The sequence below is a fragment of the Microbacterium sp. Clip185 genome (genome assembly GCF_028743715.1).
GTDB lineage: Bacteria > Actinomycetota > Actinomycetes > Actinomycetales > Microbacteriaceae > Microbacterium.
This window is the reverse complement of the sequence record NZ_CP117996.1, coordinates 1,729,310-1,743,879: the sequence shown is the minus strand read 5'-3', so window position 1 is coordinate 1,743,879 and position 14,570 is coordinate 1,729,310. Positions and strand designations below refer to the sequence as shown.

Below are 14,570 nucleotides of genomic sequence, written 5' to 3'. Positions count from 1 at the left end.
TGCATCTCGTCCCATGGGCGGAGATGCATGAAGGCCCCGTCGACACGGGGTCGACGGGGCCTTCATGCATCAGCCTGATCAGGCATCCGCCTCCTGGACGGAGAGGGCGCGCTCGACGCCGGCGAGGTTCTCCGCAACCAGACGGCGCAGCGCCGCCGGTGCTTCGCGGTTCTCGACGAGCCAGGCGCGTGTCGCGTCGCGCAACGCGACGTCGGCGAGGGGCGCCGGGTACAGGCCCACGATCAGGTAGTTCGCGATCTGATAGCTGCGCGACTCCCAGACCGGCAGGAGCATGTCGAAGTAGGTTGACACGAACGGGGCTAGCAGGTCGCGACCGGCCGGGTGGGTGAAGCCCGCGGCGGCCGAGCGGACGACGGTGTTGGGAAGGTCGTCGGAGCCGACCAGCGCGTCCCAGGCGGCCTGCTTGGCCTCCGCGTTCGGGAGCGCGGCCTTCGCCTGCGCGGCGAATTCACCGCCCTTGGCCGTGTTGTCCGCGGCGAGGGCGGCGTCGATGTCCGCCGTCGTGACGAGTCCGCCCGCGGCGAGGGAGACGAGCAGAGCCCAGGACAGGTCCGCATCGATCTCGAGGCCGTCGAGGACGAGCTCGCCGTCGCGCAGGCTCCGCACGCGTGCGAAATGCTCCGGTGTCGCCGCGGCAGAGGCGAATGCGGTCACGAACTGCAATTGGCTGTCGCTTCCCGCGGCCGCACCCTGTGCGAGCTCCCAGAGGCCGTCGGCCACGGCCACTCGCGTGGCATCGCGCTTGGCGGGGTCGACGTAGGCGTTCGCCGTCAGTTGCAGCTGCGCGAGCGTCGTGCGCACCGTGGTGGACTCGGTCTCGGTGGCGATGTTGCCGAGGACGAGCTGCACGTACTCGGAGGCCGACGCCTCCGCATCCCGTGTCTGATCCCAGGCGGCGCCCCACACCAGGGAGCGGGCGAGCGGGTCGCTGATCTTCGACAGGTGCGCGACCGCCGTGGCCAGCGAGCGGTCGTCGAGTCGGATCTTGGCGTACGCCAGGTCGTCGTCGTTGAGGAGGATGAGGTCGGGGCGGCGGTGGCCGACGAGCTCGGCGACGTCGGTGCGGTCGCCGTCGACGTCGAGCTCGATGTGGTGCACGCGCACGAGGGCATCGCCCTGCAGGTCGTAGAAGCCGATGCCGAGACGGTGCGGACGGATGGTGGGGTAGTCAGCTGGAGCGGTCTGGATGATGGAGAACTTGCTGATGGTGCCATCCACGGACTCATCCACCGCGGGGGTGAGCGTGTTGACGCCGGCCGTCTCGAGCCACTTCTTGGACCAGCCCGACAGATCGCGGCCGCTGGTGGTCTCCAGCTCCGTCAGCAGATCGGGCAGCTCGGTGTTGCCCCACGCGTGCTTCTGGAAGTAGGCGGATACACCGGCGAAGAACGCCTCGACGCCGACCCAGGCGGCGAGCTGCTTCAGAACGGAGCCGCCCTTGGCGTAGGTGATGCCGTCGAAGTTGACCTGGACGTCCTCGAGGTCGTTGATCTCCGCGACGACGGGATGCGTGGAGGGCAGCTGGTCCTGGCGGTAGGCCCAGGACTTCTCCATCGCGTTGAACGTGGTCCACGCCTCGGTCCACTCGGTGGCCTCGGCGGTGGCGATGGTCGACGCCCACTCGGCGAACGACTCGTTCAGCCAGAGGTCGTTCCACCACTTCATGGTGACGAGGTCGCCGAACCACATGTGCGCCAGCTCGTGGAGGATCGTGACGACCCGACGCTCCTTGACCGCGTCCGTGACCTTGCTGCGGAAGACGTACGTCTCGGTGAAGGTCACCGCACCCGCGTTTTCCATTGCGCCCGCGTTGAACTCGGGGACGAAGAGCTGGTCGTACTTCGCGAACGGGTAGGCGACGCCGAACTTCTCCTCGAAGTACGCGAAGCCCTGGCGGGTCTTCTCGAACACGTAGTCGGCGTCGAGGTACTGCCAGAGGCTCTTACGGGCGAACACGCCGAGGGGGATGACGCGTCCCGACGAGCTGGTGAGCTCGGAACGCGTGACCTCGTAGGGGCCGGCGATCAGCGCCGTGATGTAGGACGAGATGCGGGGCGTGGGCTCGAACGTCCACGTCGCGACGCCGTCGCCCGCGGGAGCGGGCTCGGGCGTGGGGGAGTTGGAGACGACCTGCCACTGGGCGGGAGCGGTGATCGTGAACTGGAACGTCGCCTTCAGATCCGGCTGCTCGAAAACGGCGAACACGCGCCGCGAGTCGGGCACCTCGAACTGGGAGTAGAGGTAGACCTCGCCATCGACCGGGTCGACGAACCGGTGCAGCCCCTCGCCGCTGTTCGTGTACCGCGCGTCGGCGTCGACGGTCAGCACGTTCTGAGCGGCGAGGTTCTCCAGCTGGATGCGGGAGTCCGCGAAGGCGGAGGTGTCGATGTCGACGCCGTTGAGCGTGATGCGGTGCACGCGCTCCGCGATGAGGTCGACGAAGGTCGAAGCGCCCTCGGTGGCGGCGAATCGGATGGTGCTGGTCGAGCGGAACAGCTCCGCTCCCGTGGTCAGATCCAGCGCGATCTCGTACGACTCGGTGTCGACGATCGCGCGGCGCTCCTGCGCCTCGATCCGGGTGAGGTTCTCTCCAGGCACTGCGTTTGCTCCCATGGGGTGAGGGTGTGAAAGGCGCGGCATCGCTGCTGGCGACACGGGCGAGAGCTCCAGCCTACGGTTTTGCTGCGCATCGGCGGTATTGCTCCGGCTCGATCCGTTCGCGGTGCAAGGATGTTGGCGTGAGTTCCCCCGAACAGACCCCGCTTCAGACCGAGACCCCCGACACGGCCGTGCCCTTCGCCTCGGCGCATGCCGCGAGCGGTCCGCCCTGGGTCGAGCAGCCCACGGCGTACGACGCGGTGCTGCTCGCCGGTTTCGGAGGGCCGGAGGGTCAGGATGACGTGATCCCGTTCCTGCGCAACGTGACGCGCGGGCGCGGCATCCCGGACGAGCGTCTGGAGGAGGTGGCACACCACTATCGCCACTTCGGCGGCGTCAGCCCGATCAATGCCCAGAACCGCGCCCTGAAGGCCGCGCTCGAGGCGGAGATCGACCGCCGTGGTCTCGGTCTTCCGGTCTACTGGGGCAACCGCAACTGGGGGCCGTATCTCGAAGAGGCCGTGCAGGAGGCTGCGGAGGCCGGCCACACGACCCTCCTCGCTGTCGCGACGAGCGCGTACAGTTCGTTCTCCAGCTGTCGCCAGTATCGCGAGGACTTCGCTCGCGTACTGGACGCGACGAACCTGGGCGGCACCGTGACGATCGACAAGGTGCGGCAGTTCTTCGACCACCCGGGGTTCGTGTCGACCTTCGTCGAAGGCGTCCGCGAAGCCGTCTCGGGCTTCCTCGCCGACGGTGTGCCCGCCGAGCAGATCCGTGTGCTGTTCTCGACGCATTCGATCCCGACCGCCGACGCGCAGCGCTCGGGCCCGCGAGACCGCGACTTCGGCCCCGGCGGGGCTTACGAGGCCCAGCACCTCGCCGTCGCCGAGGTCGTCATGGCGCAGTCGGCACCGGAGATCGGTTGGAAGCTCGTCTACCAGTCGCGTTCGGGCCCCGCGTCCCAACCGTGGCTCGAACCCGACATCAACGACGAGATCACCGAGCTCGCCGCGGCCGGAGTCACGGCCGTGGCGATCGTTCCGCTCGGCTTCGTGAGTGACCACATGGAGGTGCTCTGGGACCTCGACACGGAGGCCATGGAGACCGCGGAGGAGGTGGGCATCCGGGCGGTGCGCACGCCGACGCCGGGCATCGACCCCGCATATGTGTCGGGACTCGTCGATCTGATCGAGGAACGACTCGCCGGTACACCGGTTGATCAGCGTCCGCACCGCACATCGCTCGGTCCGTGGTTCGACGTCTGCCGTCCCGGATGCTGCGAGAACATCCGCGCGGGCTTCAAGCCGGCAGCCGCCGGCATCGCCCCGTGAGTGCGGGTCGGGTGCGTGCCTCCCTAGGATGAGCATCATGCGCATCCACATCGCCACGGATCACGCCGGCCTCGAGTTCTCGACGCGCCTGCAGCACCACCTCGCCGAAGCCGGTCACGACGTCGTCGACCACGGGCCGCTGGAGTACGACCCCGTCGACGACTACCCGGCGTTCTGCATCCGCGCCGCCCAGGCGGTCGTGCGCGATCAGGCGGCGGGGATCGAGACGCTGGGTATCGTGTTCGGCGGCTCCGGCAACGGCGAGCAGATCGCGGCGAACAAGGTGGCCGGCATCCGTGCGGCACTGGTCTGGAACATCGCGACGGCAGAGCTTGCGCGCGAGCACAACGATGCCAACGTCATCGCGATCGGCGCCCGCCAGCACACGTTCGAGGAGGCCACGACCTTCATCGACCGCTTCATCGCGACGCCCTTCTCGAACGAGGAGCGGCATGTGCGCCGCATCGCGCAGATCGCGGACTTCGAGCGCGACGGCTCGCTCCTGCCCGACCCGCGCGCGGGTCTCGCACACGCCGACGTTCTCGACGACGCGTCCAGCAGCTTCGACCCGGAAGCGGGCTGATGCCCGAGGGCCATTCCGTTCACCGGATCGCCCGGCAGTTCGACCGCAACGTCGTCGGGCACCGCGTCTCGGCGTCGAGTCCGCAGGGCCGCTTCGCCGAAGGAGCCGCGCTGCTCGACGGACGCGAGGCGTTGTCGGTGAGGGCTGTCGGCAAGCAGATGTTCCTCGAGTTCGAGGGCGATCTGTGGCTGCGCGTGCATCTCGGGATGTACGGCGCGTGGGACTTCTCCGGCGAGATCCTCGTCGATCCCACGATCGCCTCCGCCAATGGGCGCATGGGGCAGACGAACCAGCGGGGGACCGATCCGGAACGCATCGTGGATGCGGCCGGCGAGAACTCGCTGACCTCCATCGGCGCGCCCCGCAAGGCGCGCGGACACGTGCGCATGTCCGAGCAGACCTCCGGGCTCGATGACACCGACGCGACCTGGCCGCCCCCGGTGGTGGGCCAGGTGCGGTTGCGCCTGCTCACCGATGCCACGTGCGCAGACCTGCGCGGCCCCACCGCGTGCGAGGTGCTCACCCCGGATCAGGTGCAGGCTGTCATCGCGAAGCTCGGCCCGGATCCGCTCGTCGACGATGTGGCAGAGGGTGAGGAACGCTTCACGAGCGTCGTCCGACGCAAGCCCACGCCGATCGGACTCCTGCTCATGGATCAGAGCGTCGTCAGCGGCATCGGGAACGTCTACCGCGCCGAGCTGCTGTTCCGCGCCCGGCTCGACCCGCACACGCCGGGACGCGACGTGCCCGAGGAGGTCGTGCGGGGCCTCTGGCGCGACTGGGTGAGGCTGCTGCGCATCGGCGTCGAGACCGGCCAGATGATGACCATGGACGACCTCACCCCCGATGAGTGGCGCCGGGCGATGGCGCATCGTGACGACCGCCACTGGGTGTACCACCGCGCTGGCCTGCCGTGTCGGATCAGCGGCACATCGATCGTGCTGGAGGAGATGGGGGCGCGAAAGCTCTACTGGTGCCCGGTGTGCCAGAAGTGAGGATGCGGTGAGACAGAACCCGAGCTTCGCGATGACCGACGTCGGCGAGATCCGTCGGCTCATCGACCACAACCCGTGGGCGACTCTCGTGAGCGCCGGGCCCGACGGGCTCGTCGCCTCGCACTACGCCGTGCTGCTCGACGACACCAGCGATGACCTGAGCATCGTGGCCCACGTCGGCAAGCCCGATGACGCGATCCATGGGCTGGGGGAGCGCGAGCTGCTGGTGGTGGTGCAAGGCCCGCATGGCTACGTCTCGCCGGGCTGGTACGGCGACGTGCCGGCGGTTCCCACGTGGAACTTCGTGGCCGCGCACCTGCGCGGCGTCCCCGAGTTGCTGGACGCCGAGGAGAACCTGCGGGTTCTGGACCGTCTCGTCGACCGGTTCGAGTCGCGGATGCCGGACCCGCGCCGGATGTGGGAGCGCCCGAACGACGCGGAGTTCGTGCGACGCCTCGAGCGCGGCACGGTCGGCTTCCGGCTCACTCCGACCTCGGTCGTGGCCAAGCGGAAGCTGAGCCAGAACCGCCCCGTGGAGGTGGTCGACCACATCGTCGAGATGCTGCGCGGTGAAGGGCCTCACTCGAACCCGGCATTGGCGGACGAGATGGCCCGCGCGCGGCGAGCACGGCCCCAGGCATGAGCCGGCCGCGCATCGACGCCCTCGCCGACGTGCGGATCGCGGGTCCGGGCGCCGAACTGCTTCCGGGGGTCGAGGTCTACGACATCGTCCTCCAGAACGGGCGCATCGCCGACATCGCGCCGGCGGGGTCCCTGCGCCTGGCCGGCGCCGTGCATCGCGGCGAGGGTGCGTACGTCATCCCGGGCCTCTGGGACCACCACGTGCACGTGACGCAATGGGCCTTGGCGGCGCTGCGCGAGCCACTCGGGGAGTGCGTCTCGGCGGCGGATGCGGCGGCCCGGATGGGCCGGGTGGCGCCGGGTGTGGACGGGCGGCGTGTCGGCACCGGCTTCCGCGATGCGCTCTGGCCCGATGCGCCGTCGCTCGAGGTCCTGGATGCGGCGACGGGGGACACTCCCACGTACCTGATCAACGCCGACGTGCACAGCGTGTGGCTCAACTCCGCAGCTCTCGCCCGCGAGGGCCTTTCGGCAGACGACGGCGTGCTTCGCGAAGGCCCGGCCTTCGATGTGTCACGGCGACTGAACGAGCTTCCCGACCAGGTCGCGGATGCGGCGGTGACGGCGATGGCCGCCGCCGCGTCCGCGCGCGGAGTCGTCGGCGTGGTGGACCTCGACATGGTGTGGAACGAGTCCTCGTGGCAGCGCCGTCGTGCGGGCGGCTTCGATCTGCTGCGAGTGGAGTTCGGGATCTACCCTGATCTGCTCGACCGCGCCATCGCGGAGGGCCTGCGCAGCGGAGATCCGCTTCGCGGCGACGACGGCGAGCTCGTCACCGTCGGACCGTTGAAGGCGATCACCGATGGATCTCTCGGCACCCGCACGGCGGCGTGCTCGGTCGCCTACGCCGAGGCACCGCATCCGCACGGACTGCTCACCATCGCCCCCGACGATCTGCGCGACGTCATGACGCGGGCCACGGCCGCGGGTCTCGACTGCGCGATCCACGCGATCGGCGACGACGCGATGCGTCATGCCCTCGATGCGTACGCGGCCGCCGACGCACACGGCACGATCGAGCACGCGCAGCTCGTGGCCGCGGCCGACATCCCGCGGATGGCACGACTCGGAGTCACGGCGAGCGTGCAGCCGGAGCACGCGCTCGACGACCGCGATCTGACCGACAGCATCTGGGTCACGCAGACGGCGCGGCCATATCCGCTGCGCTCGCTGTGGGCCGCGGGTGTCGATCTCCGTTTCGGATCCGACGCCCCGGTCTCCGCCCTCGACCCGTGGGCTGCGATCGCGACGGCTGCCTTTCGCACGCGAGACGGGCGCGAGCCCTGGCAGCCCGGCGAGACCGTTCCGGTGGGGGTCGCCCTCGCCGCATCCACGCATCGCGGTTCCGCGGATCCCGACACGATCGCCGTCGGACAGCGTGCGGATCTCGCACTGCTCGCGGCGGACCCCCGGACGGCGGAACCGGCCGCTCTGCGCAGCATGCAGGTCGTCGGTACGGTCCTGGACGGCCGCGTGACCCACCGCGTCTGAGCGCGATTACGCTCAGGGACATGCTTCCCCTGCTCGCCGTCCTTCTGCTCGTCAACGCCGTCTACAACGTCGTGGTCTGGCCGCGCTTCTACGGTCGCGTCGCAAAAGACGCACGAGCCCGCGACGCCGACGGGCGCCCCACACGGTTCCTCGTCGTGCACGCGGTGCTCATCGGCACCGCCCTCGTGCTCGCGATCCTGTCGGCGGGCGCCGCTGTGTGGGCCCTCGTGGCGGGCTGAGCGCCTACGCTGTCTCGGTGGCCATCTCGAAGATCCTGCTGTACTACCGGTTCACCCCGATCGCCGACCCCGAGGCTGTTCGTCTGTGGCAGCGCGACCTCTGCGAACTGCTCGGTCTGCGCGGCCGCATCCTGATCTCGAAGCACGGCATCAACGGCACGGTCGGCGGTGAGCTCCGCGCGGTGAAGACCTACGCGCGAAAGACACGACAGTACGAGCCCTTCCGGGGCCTCGACCTGAAGTGGTCGGAGGGGACGGGCCTCGACGACGAGGGCCGCAGCCTGGACTTCCCGAAACTCTCCGTGAAGGTGCGCGACGAGATCGTCACCTTCGGCGCGCCCGACGAACTGCGCGTCGACACGGACGGCGTGGTGGGTACCGGCACGCATCTGACTCCCGGCGCCGTGCACAAGCTCGTGGAGGAACGCGGCGAGGATGTGGTGTTCTTCGATGGCCGTAACGGGTTCGAGGCCGAGATCGGCCGGTTCCGCGGGGCGGTCGTGCCCGATGTCTCCACGACGAGGCAGTTCATCGCGGAGCTCGACGCCGGACGCTACGACCATCTGAAGCAGAAGCCGATCGTCACGTACTGCACCGGCGGCATCCGGTGCGAGGTGCTCTCGAGCCTGATGATGGCGCGCGGCTTTCAGGAGGTCTATCAACTCGACGGCGGGATCGTCCGGTACGGCGAGACGTTCGGCAACACGGGGCTCTGGGAGGGGTCCCTCTATGTCTTCGACGGTCGGCAGGCGATGACGTTCGGCTCCGAAGCCGAGCACATCGGGCGCTGCACCGGATGCGGCGCGGCGACGTCGCGCATGATCGACTGCGCCGTCGCCGGATGTCCTGATCGCGTGGTGCGCTGTGAGGCGTGCGAGGGCAGCACGGCCTGCGGTCACCATCCGGAACTCGTGGCGGGCTGAGCGGATCGCCTGAGAGGATGGAGGGATGTCCTCCACTGCCGCCGTGCCCTCTCGTTACACCGTCGCGACCGACGGGGCCTGCAAGGGCAACCCGGGGCCTGCGGGGTGGGCATGGGTGGGCGAGGACGGCCAGTGGGCCGCAGGGTCCTTGCCGAGCGGCACGAACAACATCGGCGAGCTGCTGGGGCTGCTCCACGCGATCCGCGACCACTTCGCCGTGCCCGAGCTCATCGTGCAGGCCGACTCGATGTACGCGATCGACACCTACACGAAGTGGATGGACGGCCACGCCCGTCGCGGCTGGGTGACCTCGGCCAAGAAGCCCACGGCCAACCGCGACATCCTCGAACAGCTCATCGAAGTGCGCGACGCGCGGCGGGCGGCGGGCCTTCCCGACGTCGTCCTCGAGCACGTGCGGGGACACCGCGGGCATCGCCTCAACAGCTGGGCGGACGAGCGCGCGGTGCGGGCATCTCAGCACGCCGCCAAGGGCGAGGAGCTCGTATGGACGTCGCTGCGCGGCCTCGAGCCGCTGGACGTCAGCGTGGACCCGCCGCGCAGCGCGGGCGACCGCGCGCGCTGAGCACCCCCACATCGCGCCGGCGAACGAGAGGATGAGTCCGTGCACACGACCGACAACCCGCTGATCGTCGCCGATGTCGCCGCCTGGCGCGCCTGGCTCGACGCGCACGAGCAGGACGATGAGGGAGTGTGGCTCGTTCTCGCAAAGAAGGGCACGACCGTGCCCACGACCCTCACCTATGACAGTGCGCTCGAGGAGGCGCTGTGCAGCGGCTGGATCGATGGCCAGAAGCGAGGGCGCGATGAGGCGACGTTCCTCCAGCGCTATACGCCGAGACGCCGCGCCTCGCTGTGGTCTCAGCGCAATCTGACTCTGGTCGCCGCTCTGATCGAACAGGGCCGGATGCGTCCGCGGGGGCAGGCCGAGATCGATCGCGCGAAAGCCGACGGGCGATGGGACCGTGCCTACGCAGGCTCGGCCACGATCGAGGTGCCCGATGACCTCCGCGTCGCCCTCGCGGCGGAGCCTGCCGCGGCGGCGCTCTTCGAGCGTCTCGACGCGACGAGTCGGTACGCGGTGCTGCACCGCATCGCGACGGCCACGCCGTCGGCGAGAGCGGGGCGCATCGCCCGGCTCGTCGCGATGCTCGCCGAGGGAAAGACCCCGCATCCGCTCGGTGAGCCGCGCGGCCCCCGGCTCACGTAGGCTCGGATCATGCTCGCAACCGTCATCCACGCCGCCCGTGACATCCGCGTCGAAGAGGTCCCGCGTCCGCAGCTCTCGACCGGACGCGACGCGATCGTCCGCGTCGTCGCCGCGTGCGTGTGCGGCTCGGATCTGTGGCCCTACCGCGGGGTGACGCCGACGGAGCACCCGCACCGCATCGGCCACGAGTTCGTCGGTGTCGTGGAGGAGGTCGGCGACGACGTCGAGAACGTCCGTGCCGGCGACTTCGTCATCGCGCCGTTCTACGTGTGCGACGGCACGTGCGCGAACTGCCGCAACGGCGTGAGCACCTCGTGCCTGAACGGCGGATGGTGGGGCAGCGACGTGCGCGAGGACGGCTTCGCCGACGGCGGTCAGGGCGAGTTCGTGCGTGTGCCCCTCGCCGACGGCACCCTCGCCGTGGTTCCGGGTCCCGTCGAGCCGGAGGAGATCCCCGGGCTTCTGACGCTGAGCGATGTCATGGGCACGGGACACCACGCCGCGGTCTCTGCGGGAGTGCGCCCCGGTGACAGCGTGGCCGTCGTCGGCGACGGGGCGGTCGGCCTGTGCGCCGTCATCGCCGCGAAGCGACTGGGCGCCACCACGATCATCGCGATGTCACGTCACCCCGAACGGCAGGCTCTCGCGCGGGAGTTCGGCGCAACGCACATCGTCGCTGAGCGCGGCGAGGAGGGCATCGCGAAGGTGCGCGAGCTCACCGGCGGAATCGGGGCGGATCGCGTTCTCGAGTGCGTCGGCACGAAGGAGTCCATGGACCAGGCGCTGCGCTCGACGCGGCCGGGCGGAATGGTCGGCTACGTCGGTGTCCCGAACGGCGGACCGGAGCTTCCCGTGCGCACCATGTTCGGCTCGAACGTCGGCGTCAACGGCGGTGTGGCGCCGGTGCGCGGCTACATCGAGGAGCTGCTCCCGGATGTGCGATCCGGCGCGATCCGCCCGGGCCTCGTCTTCGATCTCGAGCTTCCGCTCCGCGACGCCGCTGAGGCATACGCGGCGATGGACGAGCGCCGCGCGACGAAGGTCCTGCTGCGTCCGTGAGTCGACGCGTGGTGCGCCCTGCGGGCGAAGGGGTGAGCGAGTCGGTGGCGACGGGAGACGAGAAGATGACACAGGCACAGGCGACGACCTGGCTTCTCGTCGACGGGGAGAACATCGACGCGACACTGGGCGGCTCCATCCTGGGCCGCCGCCCGCAGCCGGACGAGCGTCCGCGCTGGGACCGCCTGCTCGCCTTCGTCGAGCGCACCTGGGGCGGCCATGCGCGCGGGCTGTTCTTCCTGAACGCATCCACGAATCTTCCGATGACCTTCGTCCAGGCCCTGACGGCGCTCGGCTACGAGCCGGTGCCGCTGTCGGGCCCGGCCGATGCGAAGGTCGTCGACATCGCCATCCAGCGCACCCTGCGCGCGCTCCGCGAGCGCGACGACGACGTCGTCCTCGTCAGCCATGACGGCGACTTCGTGGAGGATCTCGCCCCGCTCGCCGACGGTGAGCGGCGGGTCGGGGTGCTCGCGTTCAACGAGTTCCGCAACACCGGCTATGCGGCGCTGGGCGGAGTCACCTTCTTCGACATCGAGTACGACGCTCACGCGTTCGATGCGCCCTTGCCCCGCATCCGCGTCATCCCGATCGAAGAGTTCGACCCCACTCAGTTCCTGCGCTGAGAACGTGTGGGCTATGCGCCCGACGTGCGCGCCCAGGCGATCAACTCGTCGCGAGTCGGCAGCTCGCCGGTCGCGATCGCGTGCTCGCGAACGTAGCCGACTGCCTCGAACTCGAGATCTTCGTCGACGACATCGGCATCCAGCCCGAGTGCGTGCGCGAAGACCGGCCACGACAGTTCGTCCGAGGAGTGCGTCGTCATGCGGATCGTCGGCGCTGAGCGCCAGTTCAGCCGCATCTCGGCAGTCTGCCGGGCCAGCCATGCCGTTGCCTCTTCGGAGTCGACGATCTCGAATCGGATGCGCCCCTTCGTCCGGCGCAGCGAGGCGAGAACCTCCTGCCACGCTGCCCGGTCATCCTCGCCCACGTGCCAACCGGTGGGGTCGCCGAAGAACCCGCGCAGATTCGTCTCGTACGCCCAGCGCCCGGTGGCGAATCCCGCGAAACGCGCGACCGCGCCCGTTCCCTCCCGGCGGATCGGGTCGTGGAGGATGCCGTAGCCGTCGCGCGGCGTTGCGCGGATGTACCTGTCGAGTTCGTCGCCGACGTCGTCCGTCGCAATGATGACCCGGGCAAACGATTCATTCGCCATAACGCCCCCTACTGCTCGTTCCCGCAACAGGATGACAGAGCGGAGGGTGCGGTCGCGGGAGCCTGTGGAGACCGCGTCCTCGCTCAGAGTGTCAGCTGGTAGTGGATGAAACCGCTGCGGGTGGCGACCTGGTCGTAGAGCGCCCGTGCACGCGTGTTCGTCTCCGCGGTCAGCCAATAGACCTTGGTGCAGCCGGCATCCTTCGCCCAATCGCTGACGTGGCCGATGAGCGACCGACCCGCGCCGGACCCGCGTGCGTCGGGGGAGACGAACAGGTCTTCGAGGTAGCAGTAGTCGCCTCGCGACCACGTCGCCAGGTGCGTCAGCCAATGCACGAGTCCGACCGGGCGCCCACCTTCCCAGGCGATCGCGCCATAGAGCCCGGGTGCGGGATCCACGATCCGATCGAAGGTGTACTGCGTCACTTCCTCCGTGAGCTCCGTTTCGTAGAACTCCAGGTATCCCTGCCAGAGCTGGAGCCAGACGGCGTGGTCTTCAGGACGGACGGCGATGATCTCCAGCATCCGACCAGCCTAGGGCCGATGGACATCGAGGGTCGCATCATCTGTCCTATTGTTGTACTGAGGCCAAAAAAGAGGGAGTCGGGATGCTGGACGTGGTGACGGTGGGCTTCGCGCCCGCCTTCGTGCCTTACGAGCGCGCGTGGGCGCTGCAGAAGAGACTGCACGCCGAGGTGGTCGCGGGCGCGCGGGGCGACACGCTGCTGCTGCTGGAACATCAGGCGGTCTACACGGCGGGTACGCGAACGACGCCCGCCGAGCGACCTGTCGATGGCACCCCGGTTCTCGACGTCGACCGCGGCGGCCGCATCACGTGGCACGGGCCCGGACAACTCGTGGGGTATCCGATCGTCAGACTGCCGGACCCGATGGACGTCGTGGGGCACGTGCGTCGCCTCGAGCGTGTGCTGATCGCGGCCGTTGCGCAGCACGGCGTCGAGGCCCACCAGGTGCCGGGCCGCAGCGGCGTCTGGGTGGAGGGCGAAGCAGGGGCGGACAAGGTGGCGGCGATCGGTGTGCGCGTCGAGCGCGGCGTGACCATGCACGGCTTCGCGGTCAACTGCGACAACTCGCTCGCGCCGTTTCGCCGCATCGTTCCCTGCGGGATCACGGATGCCGGCGTCACGACCCTCAGCGCCGCCGCCGGTCGGCAGATCTCGCCGAGCGCGCTCGCGGCGACCGTCTCCGACCTGTTCCGGCACGAGTACGCGGAAGTGACGGCATGAGCGCCCCGGAAGGACGGCGGCTGCTCCGGCTCGAGGTGCGCAACGCCCAGACACCCATCGAGCGCAAGCCCGAGTGGATCAAGACCACGGCCCGCACCGGCCCCGAGTACACCGCCCTGCGTGACCTCGTCCGCACGGAGGACCTGCACACCGTCTGCCAAGAGGCGGGCTGCCCGAACATCTACGAATGCTGGGAGGATCGCGAGGCGACCTTCCTCATCGGGGGCGCACAATGCACCAGGCGCTGCGACTTCTGCCAGATCGACACCGGCAAGCCCGCCGACTACGACACGGACGAGCCGCGCCGCGTCGCGGAGAGCGTGCGACGGATGCGGCTGCGGTATGCGACGGTCACGGGAGTGGCCCGCGACGACCTGCCGGATGAGGGTGCGTGGCTTCATGCAGAGACCGTGCGCCGCATCCACGCGACCAATCCGGGCACCGGGGTGGAGATCCTCGCCACCGACTTCTCGGGGAATCCGGACCTGCTGGACGAGGTCTTCGCCTCGCGTCCCGAGGTGTTCGCGCACAACGTCGAGACGGTGCCGCGACTGTTCACCCGCATCCGGCCCGCGTTCCGCTACGAGCGCTCTCTGAGCGTGCTCGCGAGGGCGCGCGCCGCGGGCCTGATCACCAAGTCGAATCTGATCCTGGGGATGGGGGAGGAACCCGACGAGGTGGTGCAGGCGTTACGAGACCTCCGCGAGGCCGGCACCGACATCGTCACGATCACGCAGTACCTCCGACCGACCCCGCGCCACCTGCCCGTTGCCCGATGGCTGAAGCCGGACGAGTTCGTCGCGATCAAACAGGAAGCGGAGCGGATGGGCTTTCTCGGCGTGCTCGCCGGGCCTCTGGTGCGTTCGTCGTACCGTGCGGGCCGTCTGTGGGCCCAGTCGATGCGTGCTCACGGCCGCGCGATTCCGTCCGAGCTCGCACACCTGGTCGAGGGCATCGACGCGGATGGCGGTGGTTTCGCACAGGCGGTATGACGT

General features: G+C 69.4%; 16 protein-coding genes. 13 read left to right on the top strand and 3 right to left on the bottom strand.

From position 1 onward, the window contains the following. Nucleotides 1-78 precede the first annotated feature (78 nt). Nucleotides 79-2,619 (bottom strand): aminopeptidase N, encoded by a 2,541-nt coding sequence (gene pepN, locus PQV94_RS08395; protein WP_274288249.1) that lies wholly within the window; start codon nt 2,617-2,619, stop codon nt 79-81. A 140-nt stretch (nt 2,620-2,759) separates the two neighbouring features. Between pepN and PQV94_RS08390 the strand changes: the two genes are divergently transcribed. From PQV94_RS08390 to PQV94_RS08340, 11 genes are all read left to right on the top strand, one after another. After that, nucleotides 2,760-3,953, top strand: coding sequence for a ferrochelatase (locus tag PQV94_RS08390; protein ID WP_443192679.1), 1,194 nt, complete (start codon nt 2,760-2,762; stop codon nt 3,951-3,953). Nucleotides 3,954-3,990: 37 nt separating this feature from the next. Further along, nucleotides 3,991-4,536 carry a ribose-5-phosphate isomerase gene (locus PQV94_RS08385; protein ID WP_274285427.1) on the top strand — a complete coding sequence of 182 codons (546 nt, stop codon included), beginning with the start codon at nt 3,991-3,993 and terminating at the stop codon, nt 4,534-4,536. Then, nucleotides 4,536-5,531 carry an Fpg/Nei family DNA glycosylase gene (locus PQV94_RS08380; RefSeq protein ID WP_274285426.1) on the top strand — a complete coding sequence of 332 codons (996 nt, stop codon included), beginning with the start codon at nt 4,536-4,538 and terminating at the stop codon, nt 5,529-5,531. The genes PQV94_RS08385 and PQV94_RS08380 overlap by 1 nt, the downstream gene beginning before the upstream one ends. Nucleotides 5,532-5,538: 7 nt before the next feature. Continuing rightward, nucleotides 5,539-6,174 (top strand): FMN-binding negative transcriptional regulator, encoded by a 636-nt coding sequence (locus tag PQV94_RS08375; RefSeq protein ID WP_274285425.1) that lies wholly within the window; start codon nt 5,539-5,541, stop codon nt 6,172-6,174. Continuing rightward, nucleotides 6,171-7,664, top strand: coding sequence for an amidohydrolase (locus PQV94_RS08370; protein WP_274285424.1), 1,494 nt, complete (start codon nt 6,171-6,173; stop codon nt 7,662-7,664). Before PQV94_RS08375 ends, PQV94_RS08370 begins: the two co-directional genes overlap by 4 nt. A gap of 20 nt (nt 7,665-7,684) precedes the next feature. Beyond that, nucleotides 7,685-7,903, top strand: coding sequence for an SCO4848 family membrane protein (locus tag PQV94_RS08365; protein WP_274285423.1), 219 nt, complete (start codon nt 7,685-7,687; stop codon nt 7,901-7,903). A gap of 17 nt (nt 7,904-7,920) precedes the next feature. Then, a complete protein-coding gene (gene trhO / locus PQV94_RS08360; protein ID WP_274285422.1) occupies nt 7,921-8,826 on the top strand; it encodes an oxygen-dependent tRNA uridine(34) hydroxylase TrhO in 906 nt (301 codons plus the stop codon). A gap of 25 nt (nt 8,827-8,851) precedes the next feature. Continuing rightward, complete coding sequence (locus PQV94_RS08355; protein ID WP_274285421.1) at nt 8,852-9,409, top strand: ribonuclease H family protein; 558 nt, start codon at nt 8,852-8,854, stop codon at nt 9,407-9,409. A 39-nt stretch (nt 9,410-9,448) separates the two neighbouring features. Further along, complete coding sequence (locus PQV94_RS08350) at nt 9,449-10,054, top strand: YdeI/OmpD-associated family protein (protein WP_274285420.1); 606 nt, start codon at nt 9,449-9,451, stop codon at nt 10,052-10,054. 9 nt (nt 10,055-10,063) lie between these two features. After that, nucleotides 10,064-11,113, top strand: coding sequence for a zinc-dependent alcohol dehydrogenase family protein (locus PQV94_RS08345; protein ID WP_274285419.1), 1,050 nt, complete (start codon nt 10,064-10,066; stop codon nt 11,111-11,113). Nucleotides 11,114-11,178: 65 nt separating this feature from the next. Then, nucleotides 11,179-11,739: an NYN domain-containing protein gene (locus tag PQV94_RS08340; protein WP_274285418.1), complete on the top strand. Its 561-nt coding sequence runs from the start codon at nt 11,179-11,181 to the stop codon at nt 11,737-11,739. A gap of 11 nt (nt 11,740-11,750) precedes the next feature. Here PQV94_RS08340 and PQV94_RS08335 read toward each other — a convergent pair whose 3' ends face one another. Together PQV94_RS08335 and PQV94_RS08330 are read right to left on the bottom strand one after the other, a co-directional pair. Then, nucleotides 11,751-12,329 (bottom strand): hypothetical protein, encoded by a 579-nt coding sequence (locus tag PQV94_RS08335; protein ID WP_274285417.1) that lies wholly within the window; start codon nt 12,327-12,329, stop codon nt 11,751-11,753. A gap of 83 nt (nt 12,330-12,412) precedes the next feature. Further along, nucleotides 12,413-12,853: a GNAT family N-acetyltransferase gene (locus PQV94_RS08330; protein WP_274285416.1), complete on the bottom strand. Its 441-nt coding sequence runs from the start codon at nt 12,851-12,853 to the stop codon at nt 12,413-12,415. A gap of 83 nt (nt 12,854-12,936) precedes the next feature. Here PQV94_RS08330 and lipB point away from each other — a divergent pair, with 83 nt between their 5' ends. Together lipB and lipA are read left to right on the top strand one after the other, a co-directional pair. After that, nucleotides 12,937-13,575, top strand: coding sequence for a lipoyl(octanoyl) transferase LipB (gene lipB, locus PQV94_RS08325; RefSeq protein ID WP_274285415.1), 639 nt, complete (start codon nt 12,937-12,939; stop codon nt 13,573-13,575). Continuing rightward, on the top strand, nt 13,572-14,567 hold the full coding sequence (gene lipA, locus PQV94_RS08320) for a lipoyl synthase (protein WP_274285414.1): 996 nt from the start codon (nt 13,572-13,574) through the stop codon (nt 14,565-14,567). Before lipB ends, lipA begins: the two co-directional genes overlap by 4 nt. The last annotated feature ends 3 nt before the right edge of the window (nt 14,568-14,570 follow it).

Excerpts from the sequence above, each read along its gene's own strand:
- PQV94_RS08340 (WP_274285418.1), top strand. The coding sequence starts at position 11,179 with ATGACACAGGCACAGGCGACGACCTGGCTTCTCGTCGACGGGGAGAAC.
- lipB (WP_274285415.1), top strand. The coding sequence starts at position 12,937 with ATGCTGGACGTGGTGACGGTGGGCTTCGCGCCCGCCTTCGTGCCTTAC.
- PQV94_RS08370 (WP_274285424.1), top strand. The coding sequence starts at position 6,171 with ATGAGCCGGCCGCGCATCGACGCCCTCGCCGACGTGCGGATCGCGGGT.
- PQV94_RS08385 (WP_274285427.1), top strand. The coding sequence starts at position 3,991 with ATGCGCATCCACATCGCCACGGATCACGCCGGCCTCGAGTTCTCGACG.
- PQV94_RS08365 (WP_274285423.1), top strand. The coding sequence starts at position 7,685 with ATGCTTCCCCTGCTCGCCGTCCTTCTGCTCGTCAACGCCGTCTACAAC.
- PQV94_RS08345 (WP_274285419.1), top strand. The coding sequence starts at position 10,064 with ATGCTCGCAACCGTCATCCACGCCGCCCGTGACATCCGCGTCGAAGAG.
- PQV94_RS08355 (WP_274285421.1), top strand. The coding sequence starts at position 8,852 with ATGTCCTCCACTGCCGCCGTGCCCTCTCGTTACACCGTCGCGACCGAC.
- PQV94_RS08335 (WP_274285417.1), bottom strand. The coding sequence starts at position 12,329 with ATGGCGAATGAATCGTTTGCCCGGGTCATCATTGCGACGGACGACGTC.
- lipA (WP_274285414.1), top strand. The coding sequence starts at position 13,572 with ATGAGCGCCCCGGAAGGACGGCGGCTGCTCCGGCTCGAGGTGCGCAAC.
- PQV94_RS08330 (WP_274285416.1), bottom strand. The coding sequence starts at position 12,853 with ATGCTGGAGATCATCGCCGTCCGTCCTGAAGACCACGCCGTCTGGCTC.
- PQV94_RS08380 (WP_274285426.1), top strand. The coding sequence starts at position 4,536 with ATGCCCGAGGGCCATTCCGTTCACCGGATCGCCCGGCAGTTCGACCGC.